Origin of the sequence: Streptomyces sp. NPDC002701, assembly GCF_042889045.1 — a bacterium.
GTDB lineage: Bacteria > Actinomycetota > Actinomycetes > Streptomycetales > Streptomycetaceae > Streptomyces.
In genome coordinates, this window is sequence record NZ_JBIAQL010000006.1 from 247,914 (window position 1) to 263,234 (window position 15,321).

Annotated in this window: 13 protein-coding genes; 8 read left to right on the forward strand and 5 right to left on the reverse strand. The window is 71.3% G+C overall.

The features are described 5' to 3' along the window. Nucleotides 1–6: 6 nt before the first annotated feature. Genes ACFYXC_RS19640 through ACFYXC_RS19655 form a run of 4 tightly spaced genes read right to left on the reverse strand, consistent with a single transcriptional unit; the run spans nt 7 to nt 4,358 of the window. Nucleotides 7–1,233 carry a glycoside hydrolase family 76 protein gene (locus ACFYXC_RS19640; protein WP_389553199.1) on the reverse strand — a complete coding sequence of 409 codons (1,227 nt, stop codon included), beginning with the start codon at nt 1,231–1,233 and terminating at the stop codon, nt 7–9. A 43-nt stretch (nt 1,234–1,276) separates the two neighbouring features. Then, nucleotides 1,277–2,098 carry a carbohydrate ABC transporter permease gene (locus ACFYXC_RS19645; RefSeq protein WP_389553201.1) on the reverse strand — a complete coding sequence of 274 codons (822 nt, stop codon included), beginning with the start codon at nt 2,096–2,098 and terminating at the stop codon, nt 1,277–1,279. Further along, a complete protein-coding gene (locus ACFYXC_RS19650) occupies nt 2,095–3,048 on the reverse strand; it encodes a carbohydrate ABC transporter permease (protein ID WP_389553203.1) in 954 nt (317 codons plus the stop codon). The genes ACFYXC_RS19645 and ACFYXC_RS19650 overlap by 4 nt, the downstream gene beginning before the upstream one ends. Next, the gene (locus ACFYXC_RS19655) at nt 3,045–4,358 is read right to left on the reverse strand and encodes an ABC transporter substrate-binding protein (protein ID WP_388909574.1); all 1,314 of its coding nucleotides are present in this window, start codon (nt 4,356–4,358) and stop codon (nt 3,045–3,047) included. The genes ACFYXC_RS19650 and ACFYXC_RS19655 overlap by 4 nt, the downstream gene beginning before the upstream one ends. A gap of 307 nt (nt 4,359–4,665) precedes the next feature. On the opposite strand from ACFYXC_RS19655, the gene ACFYXC_RS19660 reads away from it, so the two are divergent. The 4 genes from ACFYXC_RS19660 (at nt 4,666) to ACFYXC_RS19675 (ending at nt 9,811) form a co-directional block, all read left to right on the forward strand. Next, a complete protein-coding gene (locus ACFYXC_RS19660) occupies nt 4,666–6,387 on the forward strand; it encodes a class I mannose-6-phosphate isomerase (RefSeq protein ID WP_389553205.1) in 1,722 nt (573 codons plus the stop codon). Then, a complete protein-coding gene (locus tag ACFYXC_RS19665; RefSeq protein ID WP_389553207.1) occupies nt 6,384–7,343 on the forward strand; it encodes an ROK family protein in 960 nt (319 codons plus the stop codon). The genes ACFYXC_RS19660 and ACFYXC_RS19665 overlap by 4 nt, the downstream gene beginning before the upstream one ends. A gap of 61 nt (nt 7,344–7,404) precedes the next feature. Then, nucleotides 7,405–8,448, forward strand: a complete 1,044-nt coding sequence (locus ACFYXC_RS19670) for a LacI family DNA-binding transcriptional regulator (RefSeq protein ID WP_388909583.1) — start codon at nt 7,405–7,407, stop codon at nt 8,446–8,448. A 16-nt stretch (nt 8,449–8,464) separates the two neighbouring features. After that, the gene (locus tag ACFYXC_RS19675; RefSeq protein WP_389553208.1) at nt 8,465–9,811 is read left to right on the forward strand and encodes a glycoside hydrolase family 125 protein; all 1,347 of its coding nucleotides are present in this window, start codon (nt 8,465–8,467) and stop codon (nt 9,809–9,811) included. A gap of 404 nt (nt 9,812–10,215) precedes the next feature. Here the strand turns inward: ACFYXC_RS19675 and ACFYXC_RS19680 are convergent, their stop codons facing one another. Then, on the reverse strand, nt 10,216–11,217 hold the full coding sequence (locus tag ACFYXC_RS19680; RefSeq protein WP_389553210.1) for a LysR family transcriptional regulator: 1,002 nt from the start codon (nt 11,215–11,217) through the stop codon (nt 10,216–10,218). Between the two features lie 188 nt (nt 11,218–11,405). Here ACFYXC_RS19680 and ACFYXC_RS19685 point away from each other — a divergent pair, with 188 nt between their 5' ends. The 4 genes from ACFYXC_RS19685 to ACFYXC_RS19700 all read left to right on the forward strand — a co-directional run bounded on the left by ACFYXC_RS19685 (nt 11,406) and on the right by ACFYXC_RS19700 (nt 15,310). Then, nucleotides 11,406–12,566 (forward strand): FAD-dependent oxidoreductase, encoded by a 1,161-nt coding sequence (locus ACFYXC_RS19685; protein ID WP_389553212.1) that lies wholly within the window; start codon nt 11,406–11,408, stop codon nt 12,564–12,566. Between the two features lie 4 nt (nt 12,567–12,570). Then, entirely contained in the window at nt 12,571–14,433 is a 1,863-nt protein-coding gene (locus tag ACFYXC_RS19690) for a CocE/NonD family hydrolase (RefSeq protein ID WP_389553214.1), read from the forward strand. After that, on the forward strand, nt 14,430–14,915 hold the full coding sequence (locus ACFYXC_RS19695) for a nuclear transport factor 2 family protein (protein WP_389553216.1): 486 nt from the start codon (nt 14,430–14,432) through the stop codon (nt 14,913–14,915). The genes ACFYXC_RS19690 and ACFYXC_RS19695 overlap by 4 nt, the downstream gene beginning before the upstream one ends. Before the next feature lie 80 nt (nt 14,916–14,995). Next, a complete protein-coding gene (locus ACFYXC_RS19700; RefSeq protein ID WP_389553218.1) occupies nt 14,996–15,310 on the forward strand; it encodes an NIPSNAP family protein in 315 nt (104 codons plus the stop codon). Nucleotides 15,311–15,321: the final 11 nt, after the last annotated feature.

The window sequence follows — 15,321 nt, forward strand, 5'->3', positions numbered from 1 at the left end:
GCGCGGTCAGCTCTGCTGCTTCGGCCCGCCGCCGTGCCCGCGCCGGTCGCCGTGGGCCAGGGTGGCGAAGATCTGCACCATGGCCGACTGGTTGAGGGTCGCGGCCGGTGCCTGCGGGTCGTAGTCGCCGCCGTTCGACGGCTGGAAGCGGAACAGCCCGGTGGTGGCGTCCCTGTTGGTCTGGTACGTGCTGTCCGCGTAGCCGCTCATGGTCTGCCGGTACGCCGGGTTGGCGCGGACGGCGTCCAGGTCGAGCAGGTCCTTGAAGTAGAAGGAGTTGAAGATGGCCGGCTGGTCGTGCAGACGGGTGCCCTGCGCCCAGTACGCCAGGGAGGCGTCGGCGTCGGCCACGGCCTTGGCCAGATAGCCGGCACGGCCGGTTCCGCGGTACAGGGCGGTGGCTGTGCCGATCATGGCGCCCGAGTTGTACGTCCACAGGGTCTCGTTGGTGCTGCCGTCGTCGCCGCGGTCGTTCACGTACAGGCCCGGAGCCTTGCGCATGCACGAGTACACCCAGCCGTACCACTGTTCGGCCTTCTCGAGATAGCCGCGCTTGTGGGTGTGCTCGTAGAGACGGGCGGCGAGCTGGGCCGAGAGGGAGGTGACGTTGGTGGCGCGGACGGTGTTGTTGGGGGAGTCGACCCAGTCCATGCCGCCCGGACAGGGCTTGGTGGTGTCGGCGTCCCAGGCGCGGGTGACGACGGGTATGACGTTCTCGGCCCGTGCCAGGAGCCTGCGGTCGCCGGTGGCCTCGTACTGGTCGAGCTGGCTGAGGGCGACCACGGCGTTGTCGTCGTAGTAGACGTCGCCGCCCGAACCCAGTGGGGCGGGCAGGTACGACTGGTAGCCCGGCCGGTCGCCGGAGCCGCGGTACAGCTCGACGGTGTCGAAGCGCTGGGCCGCGTCCCGCCGGAAGCCCGGCCCGATCCGCGGAAGTTCCTGCATGTCGACGGCTGCCGCGGCGGCCTCGCGGAACGGCCAGAGGTAGGAGTGCGCCGGATCGGCCGCCTGCCGTGGCGTGTGCTCCAGGTACAGGCCGTGGTCGTCGGTGCCTTCGTACAGGTGGGTCTGCAGGGCTTCGTAGGCGTCGGTGGCGCGCTCGGCCCACCGGTCGGCCGGGACGGGACGGGGCCGTACGGGGCCGGTGGACCCCGCGTGCGCGGGGACGGCGGTCCAGAGGAGGCCCGCGCAGACGGCGGTCACGGTGGCACGGCGGAGCAGGGATCGCGGCATGGTGCACCCTTCGTGAGGAGGAGGAAGAGAAGGACGTGCGAGGTCAGCGGTGGATCTTGAGGCTGCTGATGAAGAAACGCTGTGCGGAGAAGAACAGCACCAGGGTCGGCAGGGAGACGAGGAGCGCCCCGGCCAGCACGACCGGGGGGCCGACGTTGGAGTAGTTGCCCTGCAGGTCGGCGAGCGCGGCCATCACCGGCCGGATGTTGCGGCTCGTGGTCAGCGTGATGCCGAACATCAGGTCGTTCCACACGGCCACGAACTGGAACACGAACACCGCGACCATGGCCGACCTGGTCAGGGGCACGTGGATCTGCCAGAACAGCCGCCACCACGACGCGCCGTCCATGCGCGCGGCTTCCACGACCTCCTTCGGCAGGGTGAGCGCGTAGTTGCGCATGACGAAGAAGGCGAAGGGGATGGCGATCGCCGTGTAGATCAGGACGAGGCCGATCTGGGTGTCGTACAGCGACGACTCCGCGTACGACAGGAACAGCGGGCGGATGAAGACCTGCAGGGGCAGCAGTGTGCCGGAGTAGATCACCCAGAACCACAGTGCCCGGTGCCTCACGGGCATGATGACCGTGGCGAAGGCGGCGCCCGCGGCCAGCACGGCGGCGGCCAGCGCGCTGACGACGGAGTACAGCAGGCTGTTGCCGAACGCCGGTCCCAGGTTCGCCTTGTCCCAGGCTTGGGACATGTTGTCGAACAGTCCGAAGCCGGTCGGCAGCCAGTGCGGGCTGCCCGAGTAGCTTTCGGCCGGCACCAGGGCGTTGACCACCAGGAGCCAGGTCGGAACCAACCACAGCAGGGCGAGCACCGCGACGGTGCCGGTGCGCAGAACTCGGCCGAGGGACATGGTCATTCGCCTTTCACGTCGAGCTGACGGCGCAGATAGAGCCAGGAGGCCGCCAGGACGATGACGGTGAGGACGACGGCGATCGCCGCTCCCGCACCGGGCCGCAGCTCCAGGAAGGTCTCGTTGTACATGGACACCGCGAGGGTCTCCGTGGCCCGTCCCGGTCCTCCCTGGGTGAGCACCCAGATGAGGTCGAACGACTTGAGGCCGTTCACGAGGCTCATGCCGATCACGATGATCGACACCGGCCGGAGCTGGGGCAGGACGATGTGGCGGAACTGCTGCCAGCTCCCCGCCCCGTCCAGGGAGCCGGCCTCCAGGGTCTCCGGTGGGATGGACTGCAGCCCCACCAGGAAGAGGATGACGGCGACGCCGGTCGCCTGCCACGCGTTGGCGATGATCATCACGACGGTGTTGCCCGGCCAGGTCAGCAGCCATCCCTGGGCGAACGAGTCCAGGTTCACGCTGGTCAGTACCTGATTGACGGCACCGTCGGTGGTGAGCATGAAGTTCCAGACCACGGCCACCGCGGAACCCGACAGCGCGTAGGGGAGCACCACGCACAGCCGCGCGAGGCGCGAGAAGCGGGTGGCGTCGGTCATACAGGCGATGGCGAGCCCGAGCACGAAGGGGAGCACGACCGTGCCCGCCACCCACATCAGCGTGTTCTGGATCGAGCGGGTCAGCGCCGGGTCCGAGGCGAACCGGGTGTAGTTGTCGAACCAGCTGAAGGGGGAGGTCCGGGTGTCGGCGAAGAAACCGCGGTGGACGGTCCATACGAACGGGGCGAGCAGGAACAGCGAGACCAGGAGCACGGCGGGCGCCATGAACCCCCCGGCCGTCAGGCGCTCGCGCCCGCCGGGCCACCTGTGCCGCGCCGGGGAACGCCGTTCCTCGCCGGCGGTCGGTGTCCGTCCGCCGCCGGTGGCGGGTCGGTCGGTCGTGGATGTACTCATGCCTCGTCGCGCCTCCAGGCTGCCCATTCGTCTTCCGCACGGTCCTGCATCCGGCGCAGTGTGGTCGTCGGAGAGGTTTGTCCGGCCATGAACCCGCCGAGGTCGTTGGTGTTGCCCTGGATGAGGCTCGGCGGGCTGGCCTCCCAGTAGCGGATCAGCGGTGTCCGGCGTTCCCTTGCGACGTCGCGCTGCAGCTCGGCCACGACGGGGTTGTCCGAGCGCACGGTCGGGTTGGCGGAGCTGTCCTGCAGGAAGTCGCTCCACACGCGCTGGACGGGCGGGGCGAGCCACGCGCCGACGTTCGCCATGGCGGCGTCGTGCGAGGAGGCCCGGGCGGGCACCGTGAAGACGCCGGACTCGGCGATGACGCTCTTCGGCGTGGCGGATCGCACCGTGGGCAGGATGAACGCCCCGTAGTCGACGCCCGGCTTCATGCCCGCCGCGGTCATCCCCTGTGCCTGCCAGGTGCCGTGCAGGAACATGCCGACCGTCCCGGCCTTCAGCGCGCCGGGCCCGCGTGCCTGGTCGAAGTCGGGCGAGGTCATCCAGCCCTTGCGCATGAAGTCGTGCCAGATGTCCATCGCCCGGCGGGCCGGGTCGTCGGTGTAGGAAGCCTCGCCCGCCACCAGTTTCTGGTAGAAGCCCGGGTCGACCTTGGTGACCAGCTCCTGGAACCACTCGATCGCCGGCCAGCCACCGGTCTGGCTGGCCAGGAACGGCGTGATCTTGTTGCGCTTGAGGACCTCCGCGCAGTGCAGCAGCTCGTCCCAGCTCCGGGGCGCGGACAGCCCGAGCTTCTTGAAGACCGGCTTGCTGTAGAAGAGCACGTAGTACGACTCGTACAGCGGGATGCCGTAGACCTTCCCGCGGTACGACACCGCGTCCCGTGAGGCGCCCCGCACCCACCCCTTGGCCTGGTACGTCCGCCAGACGCCGGACAGGTCCGTGAGGCCACCGGCGCGCGCCAGGCGCTTGAGCTGGTAACCCGAGGCCCACTTGACGAGGTCGGTGGCCTTCGACGTCTGCAGGGTCATCTGCACGACCTGCTGGTACGAGGTCACCGAGGGGTTCGACAACGGCCGCAGCGAGTAGCCGGTGATGTCCTTGAGCGCCCGTCCGGCGGCGCGGTAGCCGTCGTCCCAGGTGGCGTTGTCGTTGGAGATGCTCGTGGTCCCCGGCTGCGCCGACGTGCTGTCTCCGCGAGCGCAGCCTCCAGCCGCCAGGGCGGCCGCGCCCGCGGCCGTCCCGGCGAGGAAGCGGCGCCGGGCGAGCGGCGCGGCCGCACTCCGGGTCCTGCCCGATGCTGACATTGATCACCTTCACAGAAGCGAGCCATGTGCATGGCCGGATGTGAACCACAGGGCACACGCGAGTCCCGGAGACGCCCGGAGTCACCAAGCGGGTGTTGCGTGGAAGTTAACGACAACATGCCTGCAGTGGCAAGGGTCTGTCACGCAGAAGACGGTGCTGCGGGCTCACGGAGTATAGAAAGAGCAGGTAGAGGCCAGATGGAGAAGTTGTATCCCTGCGCGATTGATCCGGGATCGAGGATGGACGCGATCGGACAAGCGTTGTTATCGTTAACTATCCGCCGACGGAGCCTACTGAGGAGCAGATGTGCAGTCCGCGTCTCGTTCGTACGACCCCCACCCCAGTTACGAACCGGTCGGCGGGCAGGTGACCGCCGGCTGGCCGGCCGCCGTCGCCGCGCTGCCGTCGGGTGCGCTCGTCCTGGCCGTGGACGGTCCCGCCGCGCTGGACTGGGGCGCACTGTCCGACGGCCTCACGGCGGCCGTGCGCGCGGCAGGGCGCGAGGCGAAGCGGCTGGACGTACGCGGTCACTACGCGCCCGCCGCGGCCGAACGGATCACCGCCCGGCCCCACCCCGTCGAGGACCGGTTCTTCACCCCGCTGTCGCAGGCGCGGGTCGCGGACCTCTTCGACGCCGTACCCCGGCCGCAGAAGCCCGCGGACGACGGCGTGCTGCTGGTGTTCGGGCCGGGCGCGGCGCTGTGCGAACCCGACGTGCTCTGGTACGCGGACCTCCCGAAGCGGTACGCGGAAGCGGCCGTCGCCAAGGGCGAGTCGCCGGTCGGCGCCAACCTGGGGCGCCCCGGGGAGCGGAGCGACCTGGTGCGCCTGTTCTACACCGACTGGCCCGTGCTGGACCGCCACCGTGACGCGGTCGCCGGCCGGGTCGACCGGTGGATCGACTGTCAGGACACGGCGTCCCCCGCCTCCCTGGACGGAGCGGCGCTGCGCGGCACCCTGCGGCACCTGGCCCGCGGCCCCGTACGCACCCGCCCGTACTTCAACTCCACCCCCTGGGGCGGCCAGTGGGCCGCTAGCGAACTGGGCTTCACCCCCCAGGCGGGCAACACCGCCCTCGGCTACGAACTGATCGCTCCCGAGGCGGGAGTCCTCGTCGGCGAGAAGGCCGGTGCCCGGGTCGAGATCCCGTTCCAACTGCTGTGCGTCGAGCACCCCGAGGACATGCTCGGCGAGGAGGTGCACCGCCGGTTCGGCACCTCCTTCCCGATCCGCTTCGACTACCTCGACACGATGGGCGGCGGCAACCTCTCCCTGCACCTCCACCCGCGCGAGCAGTACATGCGGGAGGTGTTCGGCTGGCCGTACACCCAGCACGAGACGTACTACGTCACGGCGAGCGAGGAGGGCGCCCAGGTGCTCCTCGGACTCACCGAGGACGCGGATCCCGACGTCATGCGCCGCCAGGTGGAGGAAGCCATCGCCGACGGCACCCCGATGCCCGTCCAGGACCACATCCAGACGCACCCGTCGGCGCCGGGCCAACTGTTCATGATCCCCGCGGGCACACCGCACGCCTCCGGCGCGGGCAACCTGGTCCTGGAGGTCAGCGCCACCCCGTACCTGTACTCCCTGCGCCTCTACGACTGGCTGCGCAGGGACGCCGCCGGCGCCTCCCGGCCCTTGCCCTACGAGCACGGCTTCGCCAACCTGGACACGGCTCGGCGGGGGGAGGACGTGGTGAAGGACCTGATCCAGCAGCCGCGTACGCTGCGCGCCGGCGAGGGCTGGCGCGAGGAGGTCATCGGCGCGCTGCCCGAGATGTTCTACGCGGTGCACCGACTGGTCGTCGACCCGCGGGCCGGCATCCCCGACGACACCGCGGGGCGCTTCCACATCCTCAACGTCGCCGCGGGCCAGGGCGCCGTCATCGAGACCCACGACGGACGCACCCACTTCCTGGCCTTCGCGGAGACCATCACGATCCCCGCCGCGGTAGGGCCCTACCGGGTCCACTCCGTGGGCGGCGACGAGGTGCGGATCGTCAAGGCGCTGGTGGTCGAACCGTGACCGTGGTCTCCACGGGACAGTGCGCCGCCTCCGGTCCCGTCCCCGTCCTCGACGTCGGCGGTACGCACGTCACCGCCGCGCTCGTCGACCCCACGACCAGCGATCCCGTCCCGTCCTCGGTGATCCGCAACCCACTCGGCGCACAGGCGGACGCCGACGGCATCCTGGACGCCATCGCCCTGGCAGCCCGGCAACTGCCGGCCGGTCACCGCGCGTCCTGGGGTGTCGCGATGCCGGGCCCCTTCGACTACGACACCGGTGTGGGCCGTTTCGCGGGCATCGGGAAGTTCGAGTCCCTGTCCGGCGTCGACGTGGGCGCCGGGCTGCGCCGGCGGCTGGCCGGCCGGGCCGAGCGGCTGTGCTTCCTCAACGACGCCGACGCGTTCGCCCTCGGCGAGTACCGCGCCGGGGCCGCCCGAGGACACGACCGGGTGGTGTGCCTGACGCTCGGCACGGGTATCGGCTCCTCCTTCCTGCGGGCCGGGCTGCCCGTGCACGACGGCCCCGAGGTGCCGCCCGACGGTCACGTGCACCGGTTGAGCATCGACGGCCGGCCGCTGGAGGAAACGGTCTCGCGCCGTGCCATCCGCGTCCACCACGCCCGGCTCACGGCGCGGCCGGACCAGCCCGCCCCCGCGGACGAGTCCGCCCTCCCGGACGTCCACGAGCTCGCCGTGCTGGCCGAGCAGGGCGACCCCGCCGCCTCGGCGGTGTTCCGCTACGCTTTCGACGCCCTTGGCCGGGCCCTGGCTCCCTGGATCGACCGCTTCGAGGCCACCGCGGTGGTCGTCGGCGGTTCCATGGCCCAGTCGTGGGCCTTGATCCATCCCGCGCTCGCCGAGGGCCTGGCCCGAGCCGACAGGGCGTCCGTACGGGTGTTGCCGGCCCGGCAGCCCGCGGAGGCACCGCTGATCGGGGCCGCCCACTGGGTACAGGGCGCGGCGGGCGCTTCATGAGAACCGGTCCGGGGCAGGCGCGAGGTCGCCGCCAGGGGCCGCCGGAGAAGGGGGAACGGGCATGACCGCTCGTCGCGGTGGCGGGCCGACCATGCACGATGTCGGGAAACTCGCGCAGGTCAGTGCGATGACCGTCTCCCGCGTGCTGAAGAACGACCCCGGGGTGTCCGAGGCGACCCGCGAGCGGGTGTTCGCCGCCGTGGACCGGCTCGGTTACCGACGCAACGAGACCGCGCGCAGCCTGCGCCTGGGCGGCAGCGGAATGATCGGTCTCGTCGTCACCAACCTCGCCAACCCGTTCTACTCGCGACTCGCGCTCGGCGTCCAGGAGGTCGCCACCGAGTACGGCTTCCGCATGCTGCTCAGCAACTCCGCCGAGCAGGTCGAACGGGAGCCCGGCCTCATCGACGGCCTCATCGACCACCAGGTCGAGGGGCTGATCGTCGTCCCGGCCGGCAGCCGCCAGCAGCACCTGGCCGCCGCCATGCGGCACGTACCGGTCGTGCTCGCCGCACGGCCGCCCGCCGGACTCGACACCGACTGTGTGCTGGTCGAGGACTTCCACGGGGCCCGCGAGGCCACCGCCTGCCTCCTGGCCGAGGGACACGAACGCATCGCCTTCCTGGGCAATCCGCCCTCGCTCTACACCGGTGCCGAACGGCTGCGCGGGTTCTGGGCGGCGCACGACGAGGCCGGCGTCGAGCCGGACAACGCGCTCATCCGCCAGGGCCTCGTCGACGCCGCGACCGCCGAGGCGGCGACCCTCGAACTGCTCGCCCGGCCCGACGCCCCCACAGCGCTGTTCTGCACCAACAACCGCATCAGCCAGGGCACCATCCGAGCCCTCCACAAGTCGGGGGTCACCCTGCCCGTGGCGGGGTTCGACGACTTCGACCTGTCCGACGTCCTCGGCCTGCCGCTGACTCTCGTCTCCTACGACGCCGACGAGATCGGCCGGGAAGCCGCCCGCCTGCTCATCGACCGGCTAGGCCACCAGGACGCGGACCCGCCCGCGTCCCGCCGTGTCACGATCCCGACGCGCGTCATCCGCCACGGCGTCCACACCGATGTACGTCCTTGCGGCACCCCACGGGCCGACACGTGACGAAGAAGGGCTGACGATGCAGTTCCCCACCAGTGTCAAGGGCCATCCGCTGGTCGAGCGCGCGGTGCGCCACCTCGACACCCTCGGCGACCCGCGCTACGGGCAGATGCTGGTGCGCTGCCTGGACGACACCCTGGCGCGGACCATCCGTGCGATGCCCGACGGCACCGCCTTCGTGGTGACCGGCGACATCCCCGCCATGTGGCTGCGTGACTCGACGACCCAGATGATGCCGTATCTGGCGCTCCTGCAGGACACTCCCGCCCTGCAGGATCTGCTGATGGCCGTACTGGAGCGCCAGTTCGACCAGATCCGGCGCGACCCCTATGCGAATGCCTTCAACCCCGAGGCTTCGGGACGCGCCCACGACGCCGACGACCTGTGCGAGGACCCCTGGGTGTGGGAGGAGAAGTACGAAGTCGACTCCCTCGCCTTTCCGCTCCTGCTCGCCCACCGCTTCTGGCGGGCGAGCGGCCGCACCGACCACCTGGACCAGGCGGCCCGCACCGCCCGCACCGTCCTCGCCCTGTGGCGTACCGAGCAGGACCACGAGAGCCGCTCCTCCTACCGCTTCTCCCGGTCGTCAGGACCGGCGAGCGACACGCTGCCCGGAGCGGGCCGAGGAGCGCCTGTCGCCCGGACCGGCATGACGTGGAGTGGGTTCAGGCCGAGCGACGACGCCTGCACGTACGGGTACAACGTGCCCGCGAACCTGTGCGCGGCCGCCGCCCTCGACGGGGCGGCCGAGATGGCACACCACATCGGCGACTCGGCGCTCGCGGAGGACGCGACCGAACTGGCCGCCGAACTACGCGAGGGAGTCGCCCGTCACGGAACCGTCCGCCATCCCGACTTCGGCGCGATCTACGCCTACGAGGTGGACGGACTCGGCAACGCCCTCCTGATGGACGACGCCAACATGCCGAGCCTCCTCTCGCTCCCGCTGATCGCGGACGTGTCCGCCGCCGACCCGATGTACCGCGCCACGCGGGAGTTCGTCCTCTCCCCGGCCAACCCGACCTGGTACCGCGGAACCGCGGCCGAGGGGGTGGGCAGCCCGCACACTCCCCAGGGGCACATCTGGCCGATCGCCATCGCGGTGGAGGGTCTCACGAGTGACGACCCGGCGGGCCGGCTCGCCGCGCTGCGCACGCTGACGGACACCGACGCGGGCACCGGAGCCATGCACGAGTCCTTCCACAAGGACGACCCCCACCGCTTCACCCGCCACTGGTTCTCCTGGGCCAACGCGATGTATGCGGAACTGGCCCTGGACGTGGCCGGCCTCGGAACGCGTCCTCTGTGGTCCTCCCGGCCGGCAGAGGGACTCGGGACGGCCCAGAAACGTGTTCCGGGACGGTGAGCTCCCGTTCGGTGCCGCCGCCCGAAGAGGGCACCCGGTCACTCTGGCGTCCGTCCGGTCGTCGAAGACGTCGTACGGCGCCATGCTCAACGTGTGGAAAGCGTCCTTCTGGCGTTCCGAGAGTCCGGCGTACGACTGCAAGAGGGACTCTTCCAGGTCGCGGATACCGGCCTGGAAGAAGCGGATTCCGTCGCCCGGCTCCGCGAGACGGCGGTACATCTCACTGAGTCCCCACGAAGGGCGATGCACCAGTCTGTCGGCCGCGATCCTGATCGCCAGCGGAAGCCGGCCACACGCTTCCACCACCTGGGAGACCACGTCCGCCTCCCCTCCGAGGCGGCGGTCACCGAGCGGATGTCATCCGCCTCCGCCACGACCTCCATGGCAGGTCCCGGCGGACGCGATCAGCCGCCCGCGCGCGGACTTTCACCACGCTGGTGAGGCGCCGAGCACGAGGAACCGGCCGAAGAACCAGGGCTGGAGGGTCGCGCCTGCGCAGCTGCGCCGACCGCGGTGGTCATGATGTGGCGGATCCGTTCACGCAGCAGTTGATGCGTGCGGTCGTGGTGGTTGCGTGGGTGCCAGGCCATGCTGATGGTCAGGGGCGGCAGCACCAGGGGGATCGGGAACGGGCACAGCCCGAGCGTGTCCAGCATCGGCCGTCCGAGTCGGGCGGGCGCGACGCTGACGACGTCGGTCTCGCGGGCCAGTACCAGCGCGGTCGCGACGCCGGGCACCACGGCCACCACGCGCCGGCTCAGGCCGAGTTCGGCGAGCCGCTCGTCGATCGGGCCATGGACTCGGCCCCGTCGCGACAGGACGACGTGGTCGGTGGCGGCGAACCGCCGCGGTGTGACGGTCTTCGTCCTCGCGAGGGGGTGACCCGGCCGTACCACGCCTACCAGCGTCTCCGTGAGCAGTGTCTCCGAGCGGATCTCCGGGTCACCAGGGCGCAACACCCCGATCTCCAGATCCACCAGCCCCTCGCGCAGGGCCGGGACCTCCTCAAGACTCTCCGGCCGCAACCGCAGGGAGATGCCGGGCGCCTGGGTCCGCAGGTCGTCGATGAGGGACGGGATGAAGGTCGTGGACAGCATGTCGTCGACCTGCAGATCGAACATGCGCACGGCGGTCCGGGGATCGGCGGTGGTCGACGGTGCGAACAGGGCGCGGGCCCGGGTGGCGACCGCGTGCACCTCGGCGCGCAGTTCCAGGGCCCGCGGGGTGGGCACCAGGTCGCGTCCGGCCCGTACCAGGAGCGGGTCGTCGAAGGCGCGGCGCAGTCGGGCCAGGGCGCGGCTCATCGCGGGTGCCGAGGTGTGCAGGCGTGCCGCGGCCTTCGTCACGCTGTTCTCGGCGAGCAGCGCGTCCAACGCCTCGATGAGGTTCAGATCGACGTGGTCCATCTCCCGATTATCACGTGCGCAATGACTGTGTACCAAGCCTGCACTGGTGTTAATCGGCGGCACTTCCTAACGTCGTACGCACACGACGGCACGCAGGAGGAAGCAGTGGCGATCCACATCTGCCCGCCCCGCCATCGCGGGCACGTCGGCACCGGTGGCCGCGACGCGGGCGCGACCGGGAGCGGGTCGTGACGCGCGCGGTGGTGGTCGGTGCCGGAATCGTGGGCCTGACGACCGGACTCGCGCTGCGCCGTGCCGGGATCGAGGTGGTGATCTGTGAACGCGCGCCGGAGATCCGTGCCGCCGGGGCCTCGCTGGGACTCTGGGCGAACGCGCTGGCGGTCCTCGACGGCCTCGGCGTCGGCGAGCGGGTGCGCCGCATCGGCGCACGGACCGACATGCGCTTCCATGATCCGGCGGGGCGGCTGCTCGACACCCCGGAGTTCGGCCCCGAGGACCGTCGGTATCTGCTGGTCCAGCGGGCCGGACTGAACGACCTGCTCGCCGACGCGGTGGGTCGGGACACCATCCGCCTGGCCACCGGGTTCACCGCGTACGCGGAGCACATGGACCATGTCACGGTCCGTCTGTCCGACGGCAGCAGCGAGGACGCCGACGTGCTGGTCGGGGCGGACGGCGCGTACTCGGCGGTGCGCGCGCAATTGGTACCGGGCACCGAGGCGCGGGAACACCCCGGCCATCACGCCTGGCGCGCGGTCGTCCGGGCCCCGGGCGTCACGGTGCCCGAGGACCGCGTGATCCTGGGCACCCACGGCTGCCGGGGCGGCTACGTACGCACCCACGACGGGGGTGTCTACTGGCTGGTGAACCAGTTCAACTCGCCCCCGCTGCACGGCAGTCCGAAGCAACAGGCCATGGAGCGGGCCGTCCACCTGGACGAGGGGGGACGCGAGGGGACCCTGGCCGGGCTGATCGCGGTGACGCCCGACGAGCTGATCCTGCACAACCAGGTCATGCTCGTGCCGCCGCTGCCCCGCTGGGTCTCGGCACGGGTCGTGCTGGCCGGGGACGCGGCCCACGCGATGTCCCCGCACATCACCGCCGGCGCGACGCTGGGCATCGAGGACGCCGCCCTGCTCGGCCGCCTGCTGGCCCCCGCCGGCGACGCGTCCGCCACCGACCAACTCGCCACCGACGTGCCCGCCACCGACGTGCCCGCAGCGCTGGCCGCCTACCAGGCCGACCGGATCCCGCGGTACGCCCACGTCGCGCGCCTGTCGGCGGCCGTGGAACACGCGCCCACGCCGGCGGAGTTCGCGCGGAACTACGTCGCGTTCAGCCACTGGATGATCACGACCGGCCACAGGGCCCAGGAAAGGAGCGGGTGAACGCATGACGTTCGTCGTCGAAGTGGACGTACGGGTGCCGATGCGGGACGGCATCGCGCTCGCCACCAACGTGTGGCGGCCCGAGGGGGCGGGCCCGTTCCCCGCGCTGCTGATCCGCACCCCCTACGGCAAGGACGAAGCGGGGACGTACGGCAACCCGAAACTTCCTGACGTGTTCGCCTTCGTGGCCGCCGGTTACGCCGTGGTGGCCCAGGACGTCCGGGGGACCTCCCGTTCACCCGGAACGTTCGTGCCGCACGCCGACGAGGGCCGTGACGGTGCCGACACCCTCGACTGGCTGGCCGGACAGCCGTGGTGCGACGGCGCGGTCGGCATGTGGGGCGGCTCCTACATGGGGTTCGCGCAGTGGCAGGCCGCCGTGCTCGGCGTACCGGCACTGCGCGCCATCGCGCCCGTGATGACCTCGGCCGACCCGTACGCGGCACCGTGGTACTCCCCGGGCGGAGCGCTGTCGCAGGACGCCGTCCTGACCTGGGGCACACTCTCGGCCCTGCGCAACCTGCGCCGCATCCCCGACGGCGAACACGCCGACGAGCACACCAACGTAGGCGTGGACGTTCGCGGTGACGAACGCGGTGACATGCGCGCCGACCCGGACGACGCCCACGCCCTCCTGTCCGGCCTGGCCGAACCGAGGGCGCTGCACCACCCGCTGCCGGTCGCCGACAGGGGGGCCATCACCCGCCACCTGCCCTGGGTCGGCCAGGTGCTCGCCCACCCGGAGCGGGACACGTTCTGGCAGGAGGCGGCCTCGATCGACCACTGCGGCGACATCACCGTCCCCGCCCTCCACGTGGGAGGCTGGTACGACGTCTTCATCGGCGAGACCGTGCGGTCCTACACGACGATGCGCCGGCACGGCGGCAGCGCGACGGCCCGCGACGGTCAGCGGCTGCTCATAGGCCCCTGGAGCCACGCCGACGGCACCGACCTCGGCACCTTCCCCGACCGGTCGTTCGGAATCCACAGCAGCATCAAGGCCGCCGACGTCACGGGCGAGCACCTGCGGTTCTTCGACCGCTGGGTCCGCGGACGCACGGACCTCGCCGACGACAACCACCGGGTCCGGATCTTCGTCATGGGCGTCGACCGATGGCGCGACGAACTGGACTGGCCGCTGCCCGACACCCGTTACGCCGACTTCTTCCTCTCCGGGGTCGGCCGCGCCCACACCGCCGCCGGCGACGGCGTCCTGACGCGCGACGCCTTGCCCGTCGAAGCGGTGGAGGCGGCGGACACGTATCTCTACGACCCGCGCCGCCCCGTTCCGAGCCTGGGCGGAACCGTGCTCGCCGCGGCCTCTGGCGCCTACCCCGGACCGGCCGACCAGGCGTCCGTCGAAACGCGCGAGGACGTGCTGTGCTTCACCACTCCCGTCCTCACCCGCCCCGTCGAGGTCACCGGCCACGTCACCCTGGTCGTGCACGTCTCCTCCTCGGCACCGGACACCGACTTCACCGGCAAACTCGTCGACGTGCACCCCGACGGCAGGGCGATCCTGCTGTGCGAGGGCATCCAGCGCGCCCGCTACCGCACCTCACTCACCGACCCGGAGCCTCTGGAGCCGGGAAAGGTGTACGAAGTGACGGTCGATCTGGGCGTCACCGCGAACGTGTTCCTGCCCGGACACCGCATCCGGCTGGAGGTCTCCAGCAGCAACTTCCCCCGCTACGACCGGAACACCAACACGGGCGGGACCATCGCGGCCGACGCCGAGGAGGACGTGGCGGTCGCGGTCAACCGGGTGCACCACGGGCCGGCCCACCCCAGCCGCCTGGTGCTGCCGCTGGTCGAACGGCCGGAGCCCGGCCGTCCCGCCGCGGCGTCGACGGAGGCACGGACATGACGGCACCGCAGGACCTGGTGGACCGGGCCGCCGTGGCCGATGTCGTCGCCGGTCTCGCCCACGCCCAGGACGACCGGGACTGGACCGCTCTGCGGCGGCTGTTCGCCGACGAGGTGCGGCTGGACCTCTCCACCCACTACCACGGCAGGCCGCCTACGACGGTGCCGGCCGCCGAACTGGTCGAGCTGGCCCGCCGGACCCTGGAAGGCTTCGACTGCACCCACCACGCGGCCACCGACCTCCTCGTACAGCTGTCGGGCGACGAGGCCGAGTGCCGCGCGCACATGGTCGCCTACCACCACGTCCCCGGCGCCCCCGGTGTCACCGACCACTGCACGATGCGCGGCCTGTGGCGGCTCGGGCTCAGCAGATCCGGCGGACGCTGGCTGATACGCAGCTGGGCCGTGGTGCGCACCGCCCCGTGGGAGGGCTCACCCGGCGTCTACGAACTGGCCGCCGCCCGCATCGGACGCCCGTCCTGACAGCGACCACGCGCGGACGCCCACCCGCCCAGGAACAGGTACCCGTGCAGGGACCAGCAGGACACAGATGAGAGGAACCCGTGTTCTACGAGATACGCACGGAACGCGCCCGCCCCGGCCACGGCACGGAACTCGCCCGCTACATGGACGAGACCGTCATCCCGCTGCACCAGGAAATGGGGATGCGCGTGGTGGGAGCGTTCACGGCCGCCGACGACGAGGACGCCTTCGTCTGGATCCGCCGCTTCGAGGACGCCGCCGACCGGGAACGGGTCCTGGCCGCCGTCCACGGGCATCCGGGCTGCCCGTCCCTCGTCGACGACCTCTCCGCGCTGTCGGACGGGCCTGCGTCCACGGTCCGCCTGGAGCCCACCCCGCGGTCCGGTCTCCGCTGAACCCGCCCCCG